Consider the following 16635-nt stretch of genomic DNA (forward strand, 5'->3'; position numbering starts at 1 on the left):
GTATTTTTCTTCTGGCGTTGTATGTTGTTACTTTATTTAGGCGCTCTATTCTTTCTTCTATCCCAAGGGGTACCTAATATCGGCAGAGCCCAGCGATCCAATCCGTACCATCCTGCTACTTTCCAAGCAAGTACTAACAAAATGGCTAAGATGAATAGCAATGGATTAGCCCCAAGCGTTCCAGCAAACAGAAAACTGACGTTCATGAAAGCACCGAAAAAAGCTGCGATTCCAGTAAGTAAGCCGAACACTAAGCCCAATCCTACTAATAATTCTCCAGTTGCTACTACGAACGAAAACAACTTTGCATGTGGTAGCACAGTATTTTCAAGAAAAGTTGCATACCATCCAGCTACATCTGTGCCTTCTTTTGATTTTGCAAGTGCACCATTCACAAAGCCAGTGAGTGCGGCTCCAGCATTTTCTCCTGTCCAAGCATCATTGTGAAATTTTCCCCAACTAGCTTTCAACCATGTATAACCAACATAAAGTCGAATAATTAACCAAATAACCGCGGAACGAGTATCACTAAATAAGAATCGAGAAACTGGGTTCTCTGGATAATAAACAGTACTTTCACCTCTCAAATTAATCACTCCTTTAACACCTTGAATCTAGCTTTCCCCTTTTATAGATATTCATGTGTCTATTGGGTCAAAACTTGAGGTTTCGATAAGATCTTTGAAATAGCCACCAATACAGAAGCGAAAATTCCTCCGTTAACTCCGTTTTCCAACTAAACTGGTCTTTTTTCCAACTAAAAGCATTTAACACTGAAATAACATAAATACTAAGTTTAGAATGCCCGAAAAAACAAAATAGCGAGCCTTTTCTCGATAAAATCGAGGAAAGACTCGCTACTTATTTAATAGACATGGATTTCCCATTGCTTCTTTCTTTTCTAAAAAAGGCAAGCACTAAAACTCACCAATAACCTTCAACGCTTTTAACGCTAACAAAAGATCAAACTGTTTTTGTGAGTCCTTCAAATCTTTTTGAAGTATTTCACGAATTTTAGTGATGCGATAGCGCAATCCGCTAATGGATAATTTCAGCTTTGCTGAAGTTTGTTCGAGGTTGCCTCCATTTATTAAATACTCGTATAGTGTAAGCATATATTCTTTGTGCTGTTCCGTTTGGCCATATATTGCACCTAGTTCCATCTCGGCTATTTTTTGAATAGCACTCTCTTCTTGAGTGTGAACTAAAATGCCCAATATTCCTAACTCTTTAAAATACATTGTAGGTTGGTGAGCTACTGTAAACCTAGCAGCTGTCATTGCTTCTTTCATTAGACTATTTACATTTTGCAAGTCATTACTTGTTGAGCTGACACCGACGTGACATTGGATTTTAGGGTAACTTTTCTTGATTCTATTATAAAATTTTGTCGGTCCATTCCGCATCGTTGTATGATCGCCATCTTCTGGTATAAAGCATAATATTCCATTAGCACGTTGAACTTGAAGTATTTCATAATCCTTTTCTTGAAAAAATTGAATAACTTCTTCGTAAACACTTGTGAAAATAGATAAGTTATCTACTTTAGCTAAACTATCGTACTTTAACGATAAAAAAGCTATATGATATTTACCAGTTACATCGATATTTAATAAATTTAGTTCACGATAAATTTGTTCCTTCGATTCAAATTCGTCTGCCAATATTTTCTCAAAAAGAATTCCTTTTGTTCTAGCGTTAGCTTCCATAATGTTTTTATTGTTCAAATAGATTAATGTACTGATCGATGTTAATCTTTCCAAAATCATTCGATCGAAATCATCCGATTTTGGACTATTAGAATCATAAATAAAAGAACAATAGCCCAAAATCTGATTTTGTAAAAAAATAGGCGTAACAAGACGACAATGATTATCTAGTTCTAAAAATTCAGTCTTTTTAAGGTGCCACTTTTTTAATTTTTTATGAAAGGAGCATTGGAATTCTTTCGCTTCTTCTAAATCAATATTTTCATAATCGGTAATTTTTTCTTTATGATTTTCAATAATAATTGGGAGTGTAATATGTTCTTTTAATATACTCAAAATATTAGTTAAAAGATTCGAACGAATTAATTCATCTGTAAGGGCATTTTGAATATCAATTACTCTTTGCAGTTGGTTTCGTTCTTCTTCTAACTCTTTATATGTTTTAAAGTGTTCACCAATATCTGATTGTTGCTTCCACGTAGAAAAAGACTCCTTTGGAAAAAGGAGTTTTTGAGGATTTTTCAAAGCTATATATTCCTGGTTTTCTGAGTTAGACTTAGTATCTAAATTAGTTGACAACCATTGTTTCATATTATTCCCTCCACTTGTCAGTTCAAGGCAATACAAATATTTTTAGCTTCTGAGAAAAACTCTAGGCTGTGCTGTCCTCCTTCTCGTCCGATACCACTCTTTTTAAATCCTCCAAATGGGGCACGTAAATCACGAACAAACCAACAGTTGACCCAAATTGTTCCTGCACGAACGCCATGAGCGATTCGGTGTGCACGTTTTAGGTTCTCCGTCCAAATTACACCATTCAATCCATATTCCGTATCATTCGCAATCGCTAAAGCCTCTTCTTCCGTGTCAAATGGAATGATCGTTACAATCGGACCGAAAATTTCTTCTTGGCAAATTCTTGCTTTATGATCTTCATGGTAATAAACAGTCGGCTCTAAGTAATAACCGCTCTCTAGATGAGGTGCAAGTACTGGAACACCGCCACCAGTAATAAGTGTTGCCCCTTCTTCTATCGCAATGTCTAAGTAACGTTTTACCTTATTAAAATGCTCTTCACTTACAAGTGGGCCCATTTTCGTTGTCGCGTCTTGTGGATCGCCAACAACTAGAGTCTCAGCAGCATGTTTAAATTTCTCGATAAATGAATCCAAGATTGTTCGTTGCACCAAGATGCGTGAACCTGCTAAACATACTTGCCCGGAGTTCAAGAACGCCGCTTGAATGGATACAGGGATTGCTTTATCTAAATCTGCATCTTCAAAAACGATATTGGCAGCTTTACCACCTAATTCAAAAGAGAACTTTTTAAGCGTGTTAGCACCATTACGCATAATAGCTTTGCCAGTTGCAGTCGAACCTGTAAACGAAATGACATCGATATCTTTGTTTTCTGTAATTGCTGTCCCTACTACACTTCCCTTACCGTGTATGATATTGACAACTCCGTCAGGAATTCCTGCCTCTTTTGCTATTTCTCCTAAAAGGGAAACGGATAACGGTGTCATTTCTGCAGGTTTAATAACTGCTGTATTTCCTGCAGCCAAGCATGGGCCAAGTTTCCAAGTAGTCAGCATAAATGGTGCATTCCATGGAGTGATTAAGCCTGCAACACCTACTGGTTCATAGCGAGTATAATTGAGAAAAGCCTCTTCCATCGGATAAACTTCTCCACCTTGTTTTTCCATAAAGTCAGCAAAAAACTTTAAATTATGGGCAGCACGAGGAATTTCTCCAGTAAATGCATGACTATATGGTTTTCCAACATCTAGGGCTTCAAGTCGAGCAATCTCTTCTCTACGTTCTAGAATAATTTCTGCCATACGACGAATTTTATCGCAACGATCTGCAAGAGTCATTGTTCTCCATGGACCATGATCAAATGCATTTCTTGCAGCTTCACTAACTTTATTTACATCTTCCTCAGTAGCTTCTGAAACAACTGCTATCACTTCTTGTGTTGCTGGATTCTTCACTTCAAATGTTTGTTCATCGGAAGAATTTTCATATTTCCCATTAATAAAATGAAGTACTCTTCTAACCTTTACTTCTACAGATGTCATACAGATTCCTCTTTTCTTTTTGAAATGGATTGACCAGCAATTCCCCAGTGCGTAGTTGGAACTTCTGTAAGTAATACGCGTATACTTTCTTTAGGAGCATCTATTACAGCAGAGACGGTTTCTGTTATTTCATAAATTAACTTTTCTTTCTTTTCAGGATCTCTTCCTTCAGCAATCGTAATTTGAATGAATGGCATAATTTATCTTCACTCTCCTAATCTAAAACTAGTATTTATCATTCCAAGTCCATCAAATGTAGCAGTGAAGTGATCCCCTGGCGAAATATGCACTGCTTGCGTAATAGCTCCACTTAAAACAACTTGCCCTTTTCGAATGAATTGATTTCTTTTGGCGATTTTATTTGCCATCCACGCAATAGCTACAGCTGGATTCCCCATGACTGCCGCCAATGTACTCGTGGCAACAACCTCTCCGTTTTTTCTAAAAACAATTCCTGTCAACTGTAAATCTATTTTCTCTGGTGATATAAACTGATTGCCTAAAATGTAACGAGATGAAGATGAATTGTCTGCTATCGCATCATGCAACGTAAACTTAAATGCTTCAAAACGGCTATCAATTACTTCGAAAGCTGGTACGACGTAATCTGTAGCATCCATTATTTGCGCCGGAGTAATAAAGCTTCCTTGTACATCTTTCTTAAAAACAAAGGCAAGTTCGGGCTCTAATTTAGCATGAATAAAAGGAGTTAGAGAGTGTGACTCACCTTCATTTAAACTCATGTTTTTTAGTAACACACCATAAGAAGGTTCATGCACGCCCATCATTTGTTGCTTCGCTTTACTAGTCAATCCTAATTTCCATCCTGAAACGGTCGTGTTTTCTTCTTCACACTTTTTCTGAACCAGCTTTTCTTGGATATCATAAGCTGTATTCTCATCCATCCCTGGATACTCATTTGCGAATTGCGGCAGTGTCTTTACATCTTTTTCTGCTTCAAATAAATCCTGTACAACGCTCTCCATTGTGATCGTTTCCATTAACTTTCCCTCCCATTTTCAATCAAAGGTAGCTGTAACAGTACCCAGATGCGCAAATTCAGCGGTAAATGTATCACCAGTTTGCACTTCTAGAGCAGCTGTAAATGCACCAGATAAGACAATTTCTCCTGCTAAAAGTTTTACATCATACGTAGATAGTGCATTCGCCAGCCATGCAATTGCATGAATTGGATTACCTAACACTGCTGCTCCAGTAGCAGACTCCACATATTCTCCGTTTTTCAACACATTCATTCCTAAACTAGTTAAATCTAAACCTTCTAATTTAGTTGGTTTACTTCCAATCACAACTAGTGCAGAAGAACCATTGTCGGATACAGTATCTTCAAACTTAATCTTCCAGTCTTCAATTCGACTATCAATAATTTCGATTGCTGGGACGATGTAATCGGTAGCTTCTATTACATCAAGGGGTGTTACATTTGGTCCGATCAAATCTTTCTTTAAGACGAATGCAATCTCACATTCTACTTTTGGCTGCAATAGATCTTGAAGTGGTACTTTGTCGCCGTCCATGTACACCATAGTGTCAAATAAATGCCCATAATCCGGTTGCTCGACTCCGAACATCGTTTGAATGGCTTTGCTTGTCGCACCGATTTTTTTTCCTACGATGCGTGCGCCTCGTTCTATTTTTTTCTCCACATATTGCAATTGAATATGATAAGCATCTGATAATGTTATTTCTGGATAGCGCTCGGTTAATGGAGCAATAGGAACCTTGGAATATTCTGCTTCGATTAGTTCATTCGCTAGTTTTGCAATAGAAACCATTTGATCATTCCTTTCTATGTAGGTAAAAGCCGCTAATGGACTTCTCCCTAACGGCATTCCTTGTATTATTTCACCAATTGCTTTTGTGCCAGTTCCAGTGCCACATCCAGAATCCAGTCTTCCTGACCAGCTACTGCATGGCGGCGACCTAATTCTTCCATAATAGCAACAGGACTAATGTCGAATTTTACAGCTGCTTCTCGCACATGTAACAAAAAGCTATTATAAACACCTGCATAACCGGCAGCTAGATTATCACGATCAATAACTAATGGATATTGAAAAACCGGTGCAATGATTTCTTCAGCCGCATCCATTAATATCGTCAAATCAATTCCAGTGACGATTTCCATTTTGTTTAGCACTGCAACCAACACTTCCGTCGGAGCATTTCCAGCTCCAGCACCTAATCCGCGTAGCGTTCCATCAATTTGGTCAGCACCCGCTTCTAAAGCAGCCACTGTATTACCAATAGCGAGTCCTAAATTGTTATGCGCGTGAAACCCTACATTAATTGATAATGATTCTTTGAGTTTTGCTACACGATCTCTTACACCATCCGGAACAAGTGCCCCAGCCGAATCGACAACATAGACGCAGTCAGCCCCGTAATTCTCCATGAGTTTTGCCTGTTCAGCTAACACCGATGCTGGCTGTGTATGGCTCATCATCAAAAATCCTACTGTTTCCAAGCCTCTTTTTTTAGCCTGTTCAAAATATTGTTGCGTTACATCCGCCTCTGTACAATGGACAGCGATACGTAGTACATCAATTCCAATATCTGCAGCAGTGTTTAGTTCTGGGATAGTTCCAATTCCTGGTACAAAAAGGGATGCAATTTTAGATTGTTTTTTATTTGCAACAGCGCTCTCGATTAATTTCCATTCGTCAAACTTAGAGAAACCTTGTTGAATCGTTGAACCACCGAGCCCAGATCCATGACTTACTTCTATTACAGGTACACTTGCTGAAGCTAATTTGCTCACTACTTCCCCTACAAAAGAGGGTGAAAAAGAGTGACTAACTGCATGAGACCCATCTCGAAGTGTTGTATCTGTCACTATTGGCTTTTTCATACACTGACCCCCTTCTTTTGCAATAAATGCGCAGCAAATTGCTCTCCAACTCGCTTAGCTGCAGCCGTCATAATATCTAAATTACCAGCATAAGTAGGGAAGAAATCTCCCGCTCCTTCTACTTCATTTAGGATAATAACTGTTGGCAAATCACCCCAAGGCGTATGGCGAATATCGATATAAGGTTTCCGCTTTAAACGGTAGCCTGGTACATATTTTTGCACTTCTTTCACAATCTGTTCAATTGATTGAATGACTGCTTCTTCATCCGCTGTTTCTTCTAATACGGCATATACCGTGTTATTCATCATAATTGGAGGCTCTGCCGAGTTTATAACAGGTATAGCACGCGCATTTTTAGCACCACCAATGTTCTGACAAGCATTTGCAGTCGTAATTGTAAACTCATCTAGATTTTGTCTCGTTCCTGGTCCTACAGAAACACTCGAAATAGTTGCGATAATTTCACTATATTTGACAGCAGCGACGCAGTTAACCGCATACACAAGCGGAGTCGTTGCTTGACCACTACAAGAAATCATATTCACATTCATTTCCTCTAAATGCTCCACTAGATTAATAGCTGGCACGACGTATGGACCAATTGCAGCAGGTGTCAAATCAATAGCAATGATATTCGCTTCTTTTAAACGAGGTGCATGCGCAATATGTGCTTTAGCGCTTGTCGCATCAAATACAATGCGTATGTCTTTTTCCTTCAAAATACCGTCTATACCTTCTGCGGTAATCGGGATTTGAAGATCCTTTGCACGCTTTAAACCTTCGGAATCAGGGTCGATTCCAGCCATTAAAGCAAGTTCCATCGACGTTTGCGTTTTTAATAATTTATACATTAAATCCGTTCCAATATTTCCGGAACCTAGAATGGCAACTTTGATCTTCTCCATTTGGAAACCTCCTCTTATTCTGCGACAGCTTCTAAAGGTACTGGAGCTGTAACTGGTGTTCCATACGTCCAAAACGACTCTGGGAATACGGCACCAATCCATGTATCTCCATTACCAGGTACATCTTTCATCTGCCAAGTAATCGGTTTCCAATCTGGATCAAAAATGAGATATCCTGCATCTCCGAAAAGTTCTACACGGTTTCCACTTGGCTCATATGCGTACATACAAAATGCTTGGCTTACCCCGTGTTTGTTTGGCGGTATTTCAATAAAATGACCATGATCCTTTAATACATCAGCTGCATCATATAAATTTTGAGGAACCCCATACCAATAGCAAACATGATGAAGTTTTCCTTTAGCACCCGTAGGCTCCTGCATAAATGCTATTTCATGTACTAGATTAGAAACGCTAATCCATGTACCAATTACATGATCATTGTCAACGATTTGCTCACGCAGCTTGAATCCTAATACATCGATCAAAAAGCCCGAATCGGCAGCAGGATTAGAAGACATCAAATTAATATGATCTAAGCGTCGAACAGGAACCCCTTTAAGTGGTCGTTTTTGGCTTCTCGAAAGTAGCTTTGATTGAGCTTCAACTGGACAGTCAAAATAGTCCACTTCCCAAAGAATTTCCATTTTATGACCGTCCGGCGTTGTGAATTGATACGCAGGGCCATGCCCATGCTGATCATTTGACCAACCGATACCGTAACCACTTGCTTCTACAGCTTTTACTCGGCGTTCAAGCGCTTGAGGAGAAGTTGTTCGCCATGCTACATGTCCTAATCCTGGTTCTTCAGACTCTGTAATAATAAGCGAGTATTTATAATTATCCTCGTAAGCTCTTAAATAAGTTTGGTTATTAATAGTTTCCACTACTTCCATTCCTAACATATCTGTAAAAAAAGCAATGGTCTCTTTAGGCGTATTCGATAACATTTCTACGTGTGCAATTTGCGCTACGTCAAAAATTGGTTCTTTGTGTAATTTTGTCATTGATAATTCCCCCAGTTTCGTTTTATAATGTGGCATATTGCTGATTCAAAGTAGCATACTGACCATTCGCAAATAATAAAGGTTCTCCATCTTTTACATGTAATTGTTCTGGTCTTCCTAGAAAAATAGTGTGGTCACCAGCTACTATTTCTTGTTCTACGCGACAGACAATTTGTACTAAAGCATCTTTCACTAAAGGAAAGCCATTCGAAGTATCAAACTGGAACGCTTCATCACTTGGTATTTGCCCTGCAAATCTCTTGGAAATATCCAGTTGATCTTTTTCTAAAATACTAACTCCGAATCGTTTACTTTCTTGTATCAACTTAAGTGTTTGTGCACGTTCACCGATAGAAATAGCAACTAAAGTCGGCTCTAAGGAAATAGACATAAAACCGTTTGCAGTCATTCCATGATAAATTCCATCGACTTCTGTTGAAATCACCGTTACCCCAGTGGCAAATTTGCCCATAGCATTACGAAATTCACGACTATCCATTTTTATCACTCCTTAAGTAAGTGCAACTTTTTCTTTCCATGTTTCATTGGTCCAACCGTTCAAATCATAATCCGCTAAAGCTTGATCTACGAAACCTTTAAATATATCTGCATTACCACTGCCTATCGAATGGTACATCGCTTCTAATCGAATGTTCTCATGATTCCCTGCATAGTTAACTTCGTATAACTCATGGCGTCCGCCAAATTCAGAACCGATAGAATCCCATACCATTTTCAGAAGTTTCACGCGCTCTTCCGCTGTAACGCCAGTTCCCTTATAATATTGATCCAAATATGGTCTAATTTCAGGATTTAAGAAATCTTTGGCACTAGATGGCAGTTGGATTAAGCCTCCTGCAACTACTTGTTCAAAAATATTTTTTATGCGTACCCAAACATTTGGTGCTAGTACTCGATATGCATTGGCTGCTTCTCCACCAGGTACAAGCACACCATTTCGACCAATATCCGGGTTTGTTGCCATGGCTGTAGACAAACTCCAAATCATATTGCGCAGCGCTACAACTTCACCAATATTCGCTTGAACACCTCGGAACTGATGAGTTCCTGATGATTCTGTAGCTTTCATCAATAGCCCAGTCATAAAATCTAGCTTAACGCCTAAGCGAGCACATCCATGAAAGCTAAAGCGATTAACAAAATGCGTTTCTGCAACGAAACCATTTGAAATATCTACGTTTTTGTATGCAAGAACGTTTTCCCAAGGAATAAATACATTATCCAAAATGATTACCGCATCATTCTCGTCAAAGCGACTAGATAGTGGATAATCAAACGGTGACCCATTTGTCTTCGCTTGGAGTTCGTATGACTGTCTACTAATCATTTTTACTCCCGGCGCATTCATAGGAACGAGGAATATTAACGCATGGCTTACATCGCCATTTCCTAATTCCTTTGGACCGTAATTAGCAACAAAATTATAATTGGTTAATGCAGCTGCTGTACCAACCATTTTCGCTCCATTTACAATAATTCCGTCATCTCGCTCCTTAACAGCTCGTACAAATACATCTTTGTTTTCATGCAAAGATTTTGAACGATCCATCTGAGGATTTATAACCGTATGATTAACAAATGGCAACTCTTTCGAAGCCTTGCGATACCACGCTTTTGCATTATCTTCAAACCCTACATAATAATCGGAATATCCATCGAGATGTCCTAGAAACGACGCTTTATAATCGGGAGTTCTTCCCATAAATCCAAAGTTCATTTTGGACCATTCTACTATGGCATCTCGTGCACCTACTAAATCATCAACCGAACGAGGAGTTTTAAAAAATTTATGTGTGCGATCTCCATACTCATTTATCGTTGTAAGCACATCCTGTTTATCCGGATCATGCAAAGCATCGTACATACGTGCATAAGATTGGGCGGAATTACGGTAAGCCGGATGCTTTGTGACATCGTCAATTTTCTCTCCATTGAGATATACAACTCGGCCATCATTTAAGCTTTCAAGATAAGATTGACCAGTAAGCATGAAAACCACTCCATTTCGTTTTATGATAATGTAGGCCATACATTTGTTTAAACTATACGATTTAATGTAAGCGCTATCAACGACATGGAATGTTGATAAAACTGTTTGAGACTATCAGCTGGTGTCAGAAAATACAGATTATTTTAAACGTAATATTAGGTTCATAGAATGCTATATCGTGCTAGGTCATGGGATTCTTTGTTTAAAATGAACATAAAAAAGCAGCCGTAAATGCAATTTGGGCTGCCTTTTTATGTTCATTTTATTTGTTTTTACCTTTTCCATTAGGCTTTTATCTCCAGCTTCTTATAAAGTTTACTCCTTTTTTTCACCCCTATTGCCGGTGAAAAAGTATTAGCTGCAGAAATACAGCAAAATCGCCCAAAAAGCTCCGATGTATTTTGAGATATAGAGTTTGTTACAACTGTGACGAATGATTTATATGCCTCACATAATTTCAAAAATAGGGTAGAACTTAATTAAACACTTCAATATCTAGACGTTCCGAATCATGGTAGCCAATAATTATGACCATTCTAAGCATTAAGCATGTATGGACGCAAATTATCATAAATTGTGCTATAAATAAAGCAACGCTTATACACACAACAAGCAGCCAAGAAATATGTCTTTTCTCTTTATAGTACCCTATTTTCAGCCAATATTGTAATGTCCTCTTTATTCATACCAAGTAGTTCTTGAAATACTTCCTCTGTATGCTGACCTAATGTAGGCGGACTTAGTCTTGACTTCACATTTAAACCACTATGCTTTAAAGGACTGGCAAGCATTTTCACTTCACCTACCGGATGTATTAATCTTTCAATACCACCACGGGCTGTAATTTGCTCTTGTTCTAATGCTTGTTGAATAGTGTTCACTTGCCCAACTGGAACTTTAGCTTCTGAAAGAATTCTTATCCATTCAGTTGAAGTTTTCGTTTTTAAAACATCTTCAATCATTCGAACCAACTCATCTTCATATTGCTTTCGGTCGTTATTGGACACAAAACGCTCATCATTTTTCCATTCGGGTTGCCCGAGCGAGGTAACAAACTTTCCAAATAAATTGTCGTTCCCTGCACAAATCATAATCGGATAATCACCGGTCTGGAAAACTTGATAAGGTGTAACATTATTATGTTGGTTTCCTTTTCGTACTGAGATCATTCCTGTATTTAAATACGCACTAGCGACATTTGCCATACTTGCAACTTGAACATCTAGCAGGGAGAGGTCAATATACTGACCTTCTCCTGATATGTCTCTCTGACGAATAGCAGCAACCACGCTAAGTGCAACATAAACCGATGTGATTATGTCTGCTATTGGTATTCCGACTTTCGTTGCTTCACCATTAGGGTCACCTGTTACGTCCATTAACCCGCTCATCGCTTGAATGACAGGGTCAAATCCTGGTAATAAACCAAGGGGGCCAGTTTGCCCAAAACCAGTAACTGAACAAACAATGATTCCTGGATTTTTCACCTTCAACACATCATAGTCCAGTCCTAACTTTTTCATTGTCCCCGCTTTAAAATTCTCAATCACCACATCTGATTTTTCAACTAAATCTAGGAAGAGCTTCTTCCCTTCTGCTGACTTTAAGTTGAGAGTGATGGATCTTTTATTTCTATTTGCGCTTAGATAGTACGTACTCTCTCCACTTATAAATGGACCCCAATCTCTCATGCTATCCGAACCTCCAGGTGGTTCGACTCGAATCACATCCGCTCCCAGGTCACCCAATTTCATTGCACCAGCAGGGGCTGCATAGACGCGAGATAAATCTAAAACTCGAATGTCATGTAATGGCTGAATCATTCTACCTCACCTCTTATCAGTTCTTTGACTGTCTGTTATCCCGTATATTGGTTTTCTCTTCTCCATAACAGCCCTTACCCCTTCTTTATGGTCGTCTTCTTCCATAACGAGAGCCATTTTCGATGAAATATAATCGAGCGATGAGCGAAGGGACATTTCACTGTTTTGATATACAGCACGCTTAATAAGTTGTGTTGCAAGCTGTGGACCACTTGCCAATCGAACAGCATAATTAACAACTGCTTTATCTAGTTCTTCATCTGGAACAACAAATGTAACTAGTCCCCGTGCTTTAGCTGCCTCTGCTGACAGCACTTCCCCTGTCCATAACATATGCAACGCCATATCTCGACCAACGAGGCGTGGTAAGAAGTAAGCTCCTCCATCTCCCGGCACTAATCCGACTTTAATATAACTTTCAGAAAGTCTTGCTGACTCAGCCACAAAACGTATATCACACATAAGTGCCATATCAAGTCCTGCTCCAAAAGCGACGCCGTGTAATTTTGCAATGACTGGTTTATCAATTTCTTCTAATAAAAGTGGGATTCGCTGTACTTTCTTCCAAAGCGAGTTTTTTCGATTAATTCCCTTAGATACATGGTCTTCTTCCGATTTATAAAATCCCTTTCCGGAAATCATTTCTTTAATATCTCCACCAGAACAAAAGCCTTTCCCTGCCCCTTGGACTATCAATACAGAAATCTCCTCTGAATCTCGTACGGTTACAAGTGAATCAATCCATAAATCTAACATCTCTCCACTAAATGCATTCAATGCTTCTGGACGATTCAATGTAATCGTTGCAATTCTATTATTTACTTCAAATAGTAGATCCGGCATGTGCTTGCGCTCCTTTTACATTAGTAATCCATTCCCAAATGCTCTCTTTCCTTGTTACATATATTTTCGCTAACTGATCAGACCAATACGTCTCATTTCCACCTTCTTCACGCCACGCCCATAGCCGTCTTGTGAAATGATGTAACTCATGTTCATAAGTCATACCGATTCCAGCATGTAACTGGTGTGCTGCCTTCGCAACAACATTCACATTCGTCGAAACTTCAATCTTAGCCATAGCGATTTGTTCTTTTGCCGCTTCCGTCTTATAAGCCGCACTCGTTGCAGCTAGAGTCGCATATGCTGCAGCTGTTTCTCCTGCCATTGCTGTTAAGTGATGCTGGATTGCTTGAAATTTGTGCAGAGCGCGACCAAACTGTTGGCGTTCTTTGGAATAAAAGATAGATAACGCTAGTACACTTTCCATTGCTCCCGTCATCATTGCCACTCGACTAAGTGCTAGATAGTTAGTATAGTCTTCGAGTACCTCTTCATAAGAAGAGTCCATTGATTTGATTTCGGTTTGAAAACTCATTCTAACTGTATCTCTAGGTTCAGCAGCCAAGTTCTCTTTATGAACAATTTCTGTTCTAGAAAGATTAACTACCTTATAACCTGCATCAGATATCACAATTACCTCTTCCACATAGCGAGCGTATGGAACGGATTTAAGTTCTTTCCCACTTCCATCTTCGAATTGTACAACTCGTAGTTTATCTTTTACCTCACCTTCTTGATTCGCTAAAAAGTGATTTGCATATAGTACTTCAGCTAAGGGAACTGGGGCTGCATATTTACCAGTTATCCTCAAAATTGCAAAGATGTCTTCAAAGTCTCCGCCAACTCCACCTTGATCTTCATTGATTCCAAGGAGTGTCAATCCAGATTCCTGAATCGCATCCCATAATGATTTAATCCATTCACCTTTTTCAAAACGTTCTCGCAGTTCTTTCGTTGATAAATCTTTTAACATTTTTTCTGTCGTTTCTTCAATAAAAGATTTCATTTCGCTCATACAGAAACAACCCCTTTCGCCACTATACCTCTTAGGATTTCAGTTGTTCCACCGCGAAGTGTAAAACCAGGTCCATGAAGTATACATTCTGCTAACAATCGAGAATACTCATCAGTAGAATGCTTATCTGGTAGTGTCGATAATAATAACCTAATCACTTCTGCCACTCTTTGTTCAAAACTATTTCCTAAATCTTTCACAAGAGCTGCTGCCAATCCAACATCTTTATTATTTTCAAGGAGTGATGCAATTCCGATAGACATATTACGTAAAGACCACATCCGACTAACTAATTTGGAAACTTCCATTAATCCTCGATGATCCCCTTGTTCTACCATTATTTTAGTTGCCTCTTCGAGTAATGGAAATGTACTTAAAATTCGTTCTGGTCCGCTCCGCTCAAAAGCTAGTTCTGTCATTCCTTGTGCCCAACCATTACCTATTTCCCCAACCACTCGGTTATCAGGTACGAAAACGTTTTCAAGAAAAACTTCATTAAAATGATGCTCTCCTGTCAGGTACTGTATTGGACGAATAGAAACACCTTTTGACTTTAGACTGATTATCAGCTGGCTCATTCCTCCATGTCTAAAATTCGAATCTTGTGGAGAAGTACGACATAATGTAATCATATAATGAGAATGATGTGCACCAGATGTCCATGTCTTCATGCCATTTACAATCCATCCACCATCTACTTTAGTAGCGGTAGTTTTTAAGGAAGCCAAATCCGAACCGGAATTCGGTTCAGAAAGTCCAATGGAGAAATAACATTCCCCTTTTATGATTTTCGGGATGAAATAGTCTTTTTGTTCTTCAGTTCCAAATTTCAACAATAGTGGTCCTGATTGACGATCGGCGAACCAATGAGCTGCAACTGGAGCACCAATAGCTAAAAGCTCTTCTGTAACAATGTAACGATCGATGGATGATCGAGCTTGCCCACCATATTTTTTAGGAAACGTAATTCCAATCCATCCTTGTTCTCCAATTTTCCTTGAGAATTCCGAACTATATCCACTTAACCAAGAATCCGCATGTGTTTTAAACGTGCCCAATTCTTTTTCCGTTTGTAGGAAAGAACGTACTTCTTGGCGAAACTTACGTTGTTTGTCCGTAAATGAAAATGCTGGTAATTGTAACTGCCTCATTATCATTCTCCTTTTTGCCGATATAGAGTATTTATTAATCAAATATCGTAATACTATATTAGTTTTTCGATTTTTACCCTCTTCATTTAAAATCTAATATTCAGAAGAAATTTAGTCTAATTGTTGAAACAAAAAATAATCTTAATAACGTATCCTGATCAGTAATTCTATATGGACTTTGATTTATAATTATTGATGTCATAGTTATAGCAATGCCATATGTAGAGGAACCTAAAACACACAATGTGTAAACTATCATAACAACCTATATGAGCAGAGTTTTCATCATCATTTAACAGGTCAAAGCTAATTTTCGCAAAATCTTTTTATTGGATTTTTAAATATTGAGAGAATGGAAGCATAGATTGGGTAGAGTCGTCTAAAAATCCTTTCTAGCATAAACCGTTCTCTCCTTTGATTTACTTCATCAGCTAATCTTGACTAACAAATCTCAATTCTTCATTTATACTTTTAGAAGTTTCTCTTAGTATTTGAATAAAATTAGAGACTATGTCATCATCTACCCTTGACAAAGGAGCTGATATTGAAAGACTTGCAATGACTTTATTCCAACGATTGTATAGCGGAACACTAACTGAACATACACCCGGTACCCTCTCACCATAACTAATAGCATATCCATTTTGATTTATAAATCTGATTTCTTCAACTAGCTCATCTCTTTCAGTTTTTGTTACATTTGTTATTTTTTCTTTTTCCATATTTTCTAAATAAAGTTGTATTTCGTCCGCTGTTAAATAAGCTAAGAGTAGCTTAGCTGAAGCACCTGCATATAAAGGTGACGTTTGACCGACATATGAAATGGTCATTAAATCATGCTTTGCCTCTTCCAAAGCAATACATTTCCTTAAATCATTTTCAATGATATTTAAGTAGACATTCTCATTCGTTTTATCTCTAACCAATATTAGATATGGTTTGACAATTCGCAATAAATGAGAATGTTCTTCTACAAGATTACCGAGATAATAGAGCTCTATTCCAAGCTTATATGTTTTTTTTTCATTATCTTTTTCAAGAAATCCTTGAGATACCAACGTACTTAATATGCGTTGAAGGCTAGATTTTGATAATCCTAATCTATGGTGGAAATCAGCCAATGACAACTCTCGGTCATCCCTTGAAAATGATTTTAAGATGGAGATTGCCCTACTTATCGTTTGCATAGTATTATCTGTAGTCATAACTTGCCTC

Annotated in this window: 16 protein-coding genes; all 16 read right to left on the reverse strand. The window is 38.3% G+C overall.

The annotated features are described in order from the left end of the window. Nucleotides 1-32: 32 nt before the first annotated feature. The 16 genes from BMZ04_RS03145 to BMZ04_RS03220 all read right to left on the reverse strand — a co-directional run bounded on the left by BMZ04_RS03145 (nucleotide 33) and on the right by BMZ04_RS03220 (nucleotide 16625). A complete protein-coding gene (locus tag BMZ04_RS03145; protein ID WP_093265164.1) occupies nucleotides 33-587 on the reverse strand; it encodes a DoxX family protein in 555 nt (184 codons plus the stop codon). Between the two features lie 330 nt (nucleotides 588-917). Further along, a complete protein-coding gene (locus BMZ04_RS03150; RefSeq protein ID WP_093265167.1) occupies nucleotides 918-2300 on the reverse strand; it encodes a PucR family transcriptional regulator in 1383 nt (460 codons plus the stop codon). 17 nt (nucleotides 2301-2317) lie between these two features. Continuing rightward, nucleotides 2318-3790, reverse strand: a complete 1473-nt coding sequence (locus BMZ04_RS03155; RefSeq protein ID WP_093265169.1) for an aldehyde dehydrogenase — start codon at nucleotides 3788-3790, stop codon at nucleotides 2318-2320. Further along, entirely contained in the window at nucleotides 3787-3987 is a 201-nt protein-coding gene (locus BMZ04_RS03160; protein ID WP_093265172.1) for a 4-oxalocrotonate tautomerase, read from the reverse strand. The genes BMZ04_RS03155 and BMZ04_RS03160 overlap by 4 nt, the downstream gene beginning before the upstream one ends. 9 nt (nucleotides 3988-3996) lie before the next feature. Beyond that, nucleotides 3997-4791, reverse strand: a complete 795-nt coding sequence (locus BMZ04_RS03165) for a 2-keto-4-pentenoate hydratase (protein ID WP_093265175.1) — start codon at nucleotides 4789-4791, stop codon at nucleotides 3997-3999. 18 nt (nucleotides 4792-4809) lie between these two features. Beyond that, nucleotides 4810-5586, reverse strand: coding sequence for a 2-keto-4-pentenoate hydratase (locus BMZ04_RS03170; protein WP_093265178.1), 777 nt, complete (start codon nucleotides 5584-5586; stop codon nucleotides 4810-4812). A 65-nt stretch (nucleotides 5587-5651) separates the two neighbouring features. Further along, the gene (dmpG, locus tag BMZ04_RS03175) at nucleotides 5652-6662 is read right to left on the reverse strand and encodes a 4-hydroxy-2-oxovalerate aldolase (protein WP_093265181.1); all 1011 of its coding nucleotides are present in this window, start codon (nucleotides 6660-6662) and stop codon (nucleotides 5652-5654) included. Further along, complete coding sequence (locus tag BMZ04_RS03180; protein ID WP_093265184.1) at nucleotides 6659-7570, reverse strand: acetaldehyde dehydrogenase (acetylating); 912 nt, start codon at nucleotides 7568-7570, stop codon at nucleotides 6659-6661. Before BMZ04_RS03180 ends, dmpG begins: the two co-directional genes overlap by 4 nt. A 14-nt stretch (nucleotides 7571-7584) precedes the next feature. Continuing rightward, a complete protein-coding gene (locus tag BMZ04_RS03185; protein ID WP_093265187.1) occupies nucleotides 7585-8577 on the reverse strand; it encodes a catechol 2,3-dioxygenase in 993 nt (330 codons plus the stop codon). A 22-nt stretch (nucleotides 8578-8599) separates the two neighbouring features. After that, nucleotides 8600-9076, reverse strand: coding sequence for a flavin reductase family protein (locus tag BMZ04_RS03190; protein WP_093265190.1), 477 nt, complete (start codon nucleotides 9074-9076; stop codon nucleotides 8600-8602). A gap of 12 nt (nucleotides 9077-9088) precedes the next feature. Next, nucleotides 9089-10588 (reverse strand): 4-hydroxyphenylacetate 3-hydroxylase family protein, encoded by a 1500-nt coding sequence (locus BMZ04_RS03195; protein ID WP_093265193.1) that lies wholly within the window; start codon nucleotides 10586-10588, stop codon nucleotides 9089-9091. Nucleotides 10589-11226: 638 nt separating this feature from the next. Then, the gene (locus tag BMZ04_RS03200) at nucleotides 11227-12411 is read right to left on the reverse strand and encodes a CaiB/BaiF CoA transferase family protein (protein WP_177184299.1); all 1185 of its coding nucleotides are present in this window, start codon (nucleotides 12409-12411) and stop codon (nucleotides 11227-11229) included. 6 nt (nucleotides 12412-12417) lie between these two features. Continuing rightward, nucleotides 12418-13254 (reverse strand): enoyl-CoA hydratase/isomerase family protein, encoded by an 837-nt coding sequence (locus BMZ04_RS03205; protein WP_093265196.1) that lies wholly within the window; start codon nucleotides 13252-13254, stop codon nucleotides 12418-12420. Beyond that, entirely contained in the window at nucleotides 13235-14269 is a 1035-nt protein-coding gene (locus BMZ04_RS03210; RefSeq protein WP_093265199.1) for an acyl-CoA dehydrogenase family protein, read from the reverse strand. Before BMZ04_RS03210 ends, BMZ04_RS03205 begins: the two co-directional genes overlap by 20 nt. Further along, nucleotides 14266-15420 carry an acyl-CoA dehydrogenase family protein gene (locus BMZ04_RS03215; protein ID WP_093265201.1) on the reverse strand — a complete coding sequence of 385 codons (1155 nt, stop codon included), beginning with the start codon at nucleotides 15418-15420 and terminating at the stop codon, nucleotides 14266-14268. Before BMZ04_RS03215 ends, BMZ04_RS03210 begins: the two co-directional genes overlap by 4 nt. A 431-nt stretch (nucleotides 15421-15851) precedes the next feature. Next, nucleotides 15852-16625 (reverse strand): IclR family transcriptional regulator, encoded by a 774-nt coding sequence (locus BMZ04_RS03220; RefSeq protein ID WP_093265203.1) that lies wholly within the window; start codon nucleotides 16623-16625, stop codon nucleotides 15852-15854. Nucleotides 16626-16635 lie beyond the last annotated feature (10 nt).

The sequence above is a fragment of the Psychrobacillus sp. OK032 genome, assembly GCF_900111345.1.
GTDB lineage: Bacteria > Bacillota > Bacilli > Bacillales_A > Planococcaceae > Psychrobacillus.

Excerpts from the sequence above, each read along its gene's own strand:
- BMZ04_RS03155 (WP_093265169.1), bottom strand. The coding sequence starts at position 3,790 with ATGACATCTGTAGAAGTAAAGGTTAGAAGAGTACTTCATTTTATTAAT.
- BMZ04_RS03180 (WP_093265184.1), bottom strand. The coding sequence starts at position 7,570 with ATGGAGAAGATCAAAGTTGCCATTCTAGGTTCCGGAAATATTGGAACG.
- BMZ04_RS03220 (WP_093265203.1), bottom strand. The coding sequence starts at position 16,625 with ATGACTACAGATAATACTATGCAAACGATAAGTAGGGCAATCTCCATC.
- BMZ04_RS03195 (WP_093265193.1), bottom strand. The coding sequence starts at position 10,588 with ATGCTTACTGGTCAATCTTATCTTGAAAGCTTAAATGATGGCCGAGTT.
- BMZ04_RS03210 (WP_093265199.1), bottom strand. The coding sequence starts at position 14,269 with ATGAGCGAAATGAAATCTTTTATTGAAGAAACGACAGAAAAAATGTTA.
- BMZ04_RS03200 (WP_177184299.1), bottom strand. The coding sequence starts at position 12,411 with ATGATTCAGCCATTACATGACATTCGAGTTTTAGATTTATCTCGCGTC.
- BMZ04_RS03190 (WP_093265190.1), bottom strand. The coding sequence starts at position 9,076 with ATGGATAGTCGTGAATTTCGTAATGCTATGGGCAAATTTGCCACTGGG.
- BMZ04_RS03160 (WP_093265172.1), bottom strand. The coding sequence starts at position 3,987 with ATGCCATTCATTCAAATTACGATTGCTGAAGGAAGAGATCCTGAAAAG.
- BMZ04_RS03205 (WP_093265196.1), bottom strand. The coding sequence starts at position 13,254 with ATGCCGGATCTACTATTTGAAGTAAATAATAGAATTGCAACGATTACA.
- BMZ04_RS03215 (WP_093265201.1), bottom strand. The coding sequence starts at position 15,420 with ATGAGGCAGTTACAATTACCAGCATTTTCATTTACGGACAAACAACGT.
- BMZ04_RS03150 (WP_093265167.1), bottom strand. The coding sequence starts at position 2,300 with ATGAAACAATGGTTGTCAACTAATTTAGATACTAAGTCTAACTCAGAA.
- BMZ04_RS03170 (WP_093265178.1), bottom strand. The coding sequence starts at position 5,586 with ATGGTTTCTATTGCAAAACTAGCGAATGAACTAATCGAAGCAGAATAT.
- BMZ04_RS03185 (WP_093265187.1), bottom strand. The coding sequence starts at position 8,577 with ATGACAAAATTACACAAAGAACCAATTTTTGACGTAGCGCAAATTGCA.
- BMZ04_RS03165 (WP_093265175.1), bottom strand. The coding sequence starts at position 4,791 with ATGGAAACGATCACAATGGAGAGCGTTGTACAGGATTTATTTGAAGCA.
- dmpG (WP_093265181.1), bottom strand. The coding sequence starts at position 6,662 with ATGAAAAAGCCAATAGTGACAGATACAACACTTCGAGATGGGTCTCAT.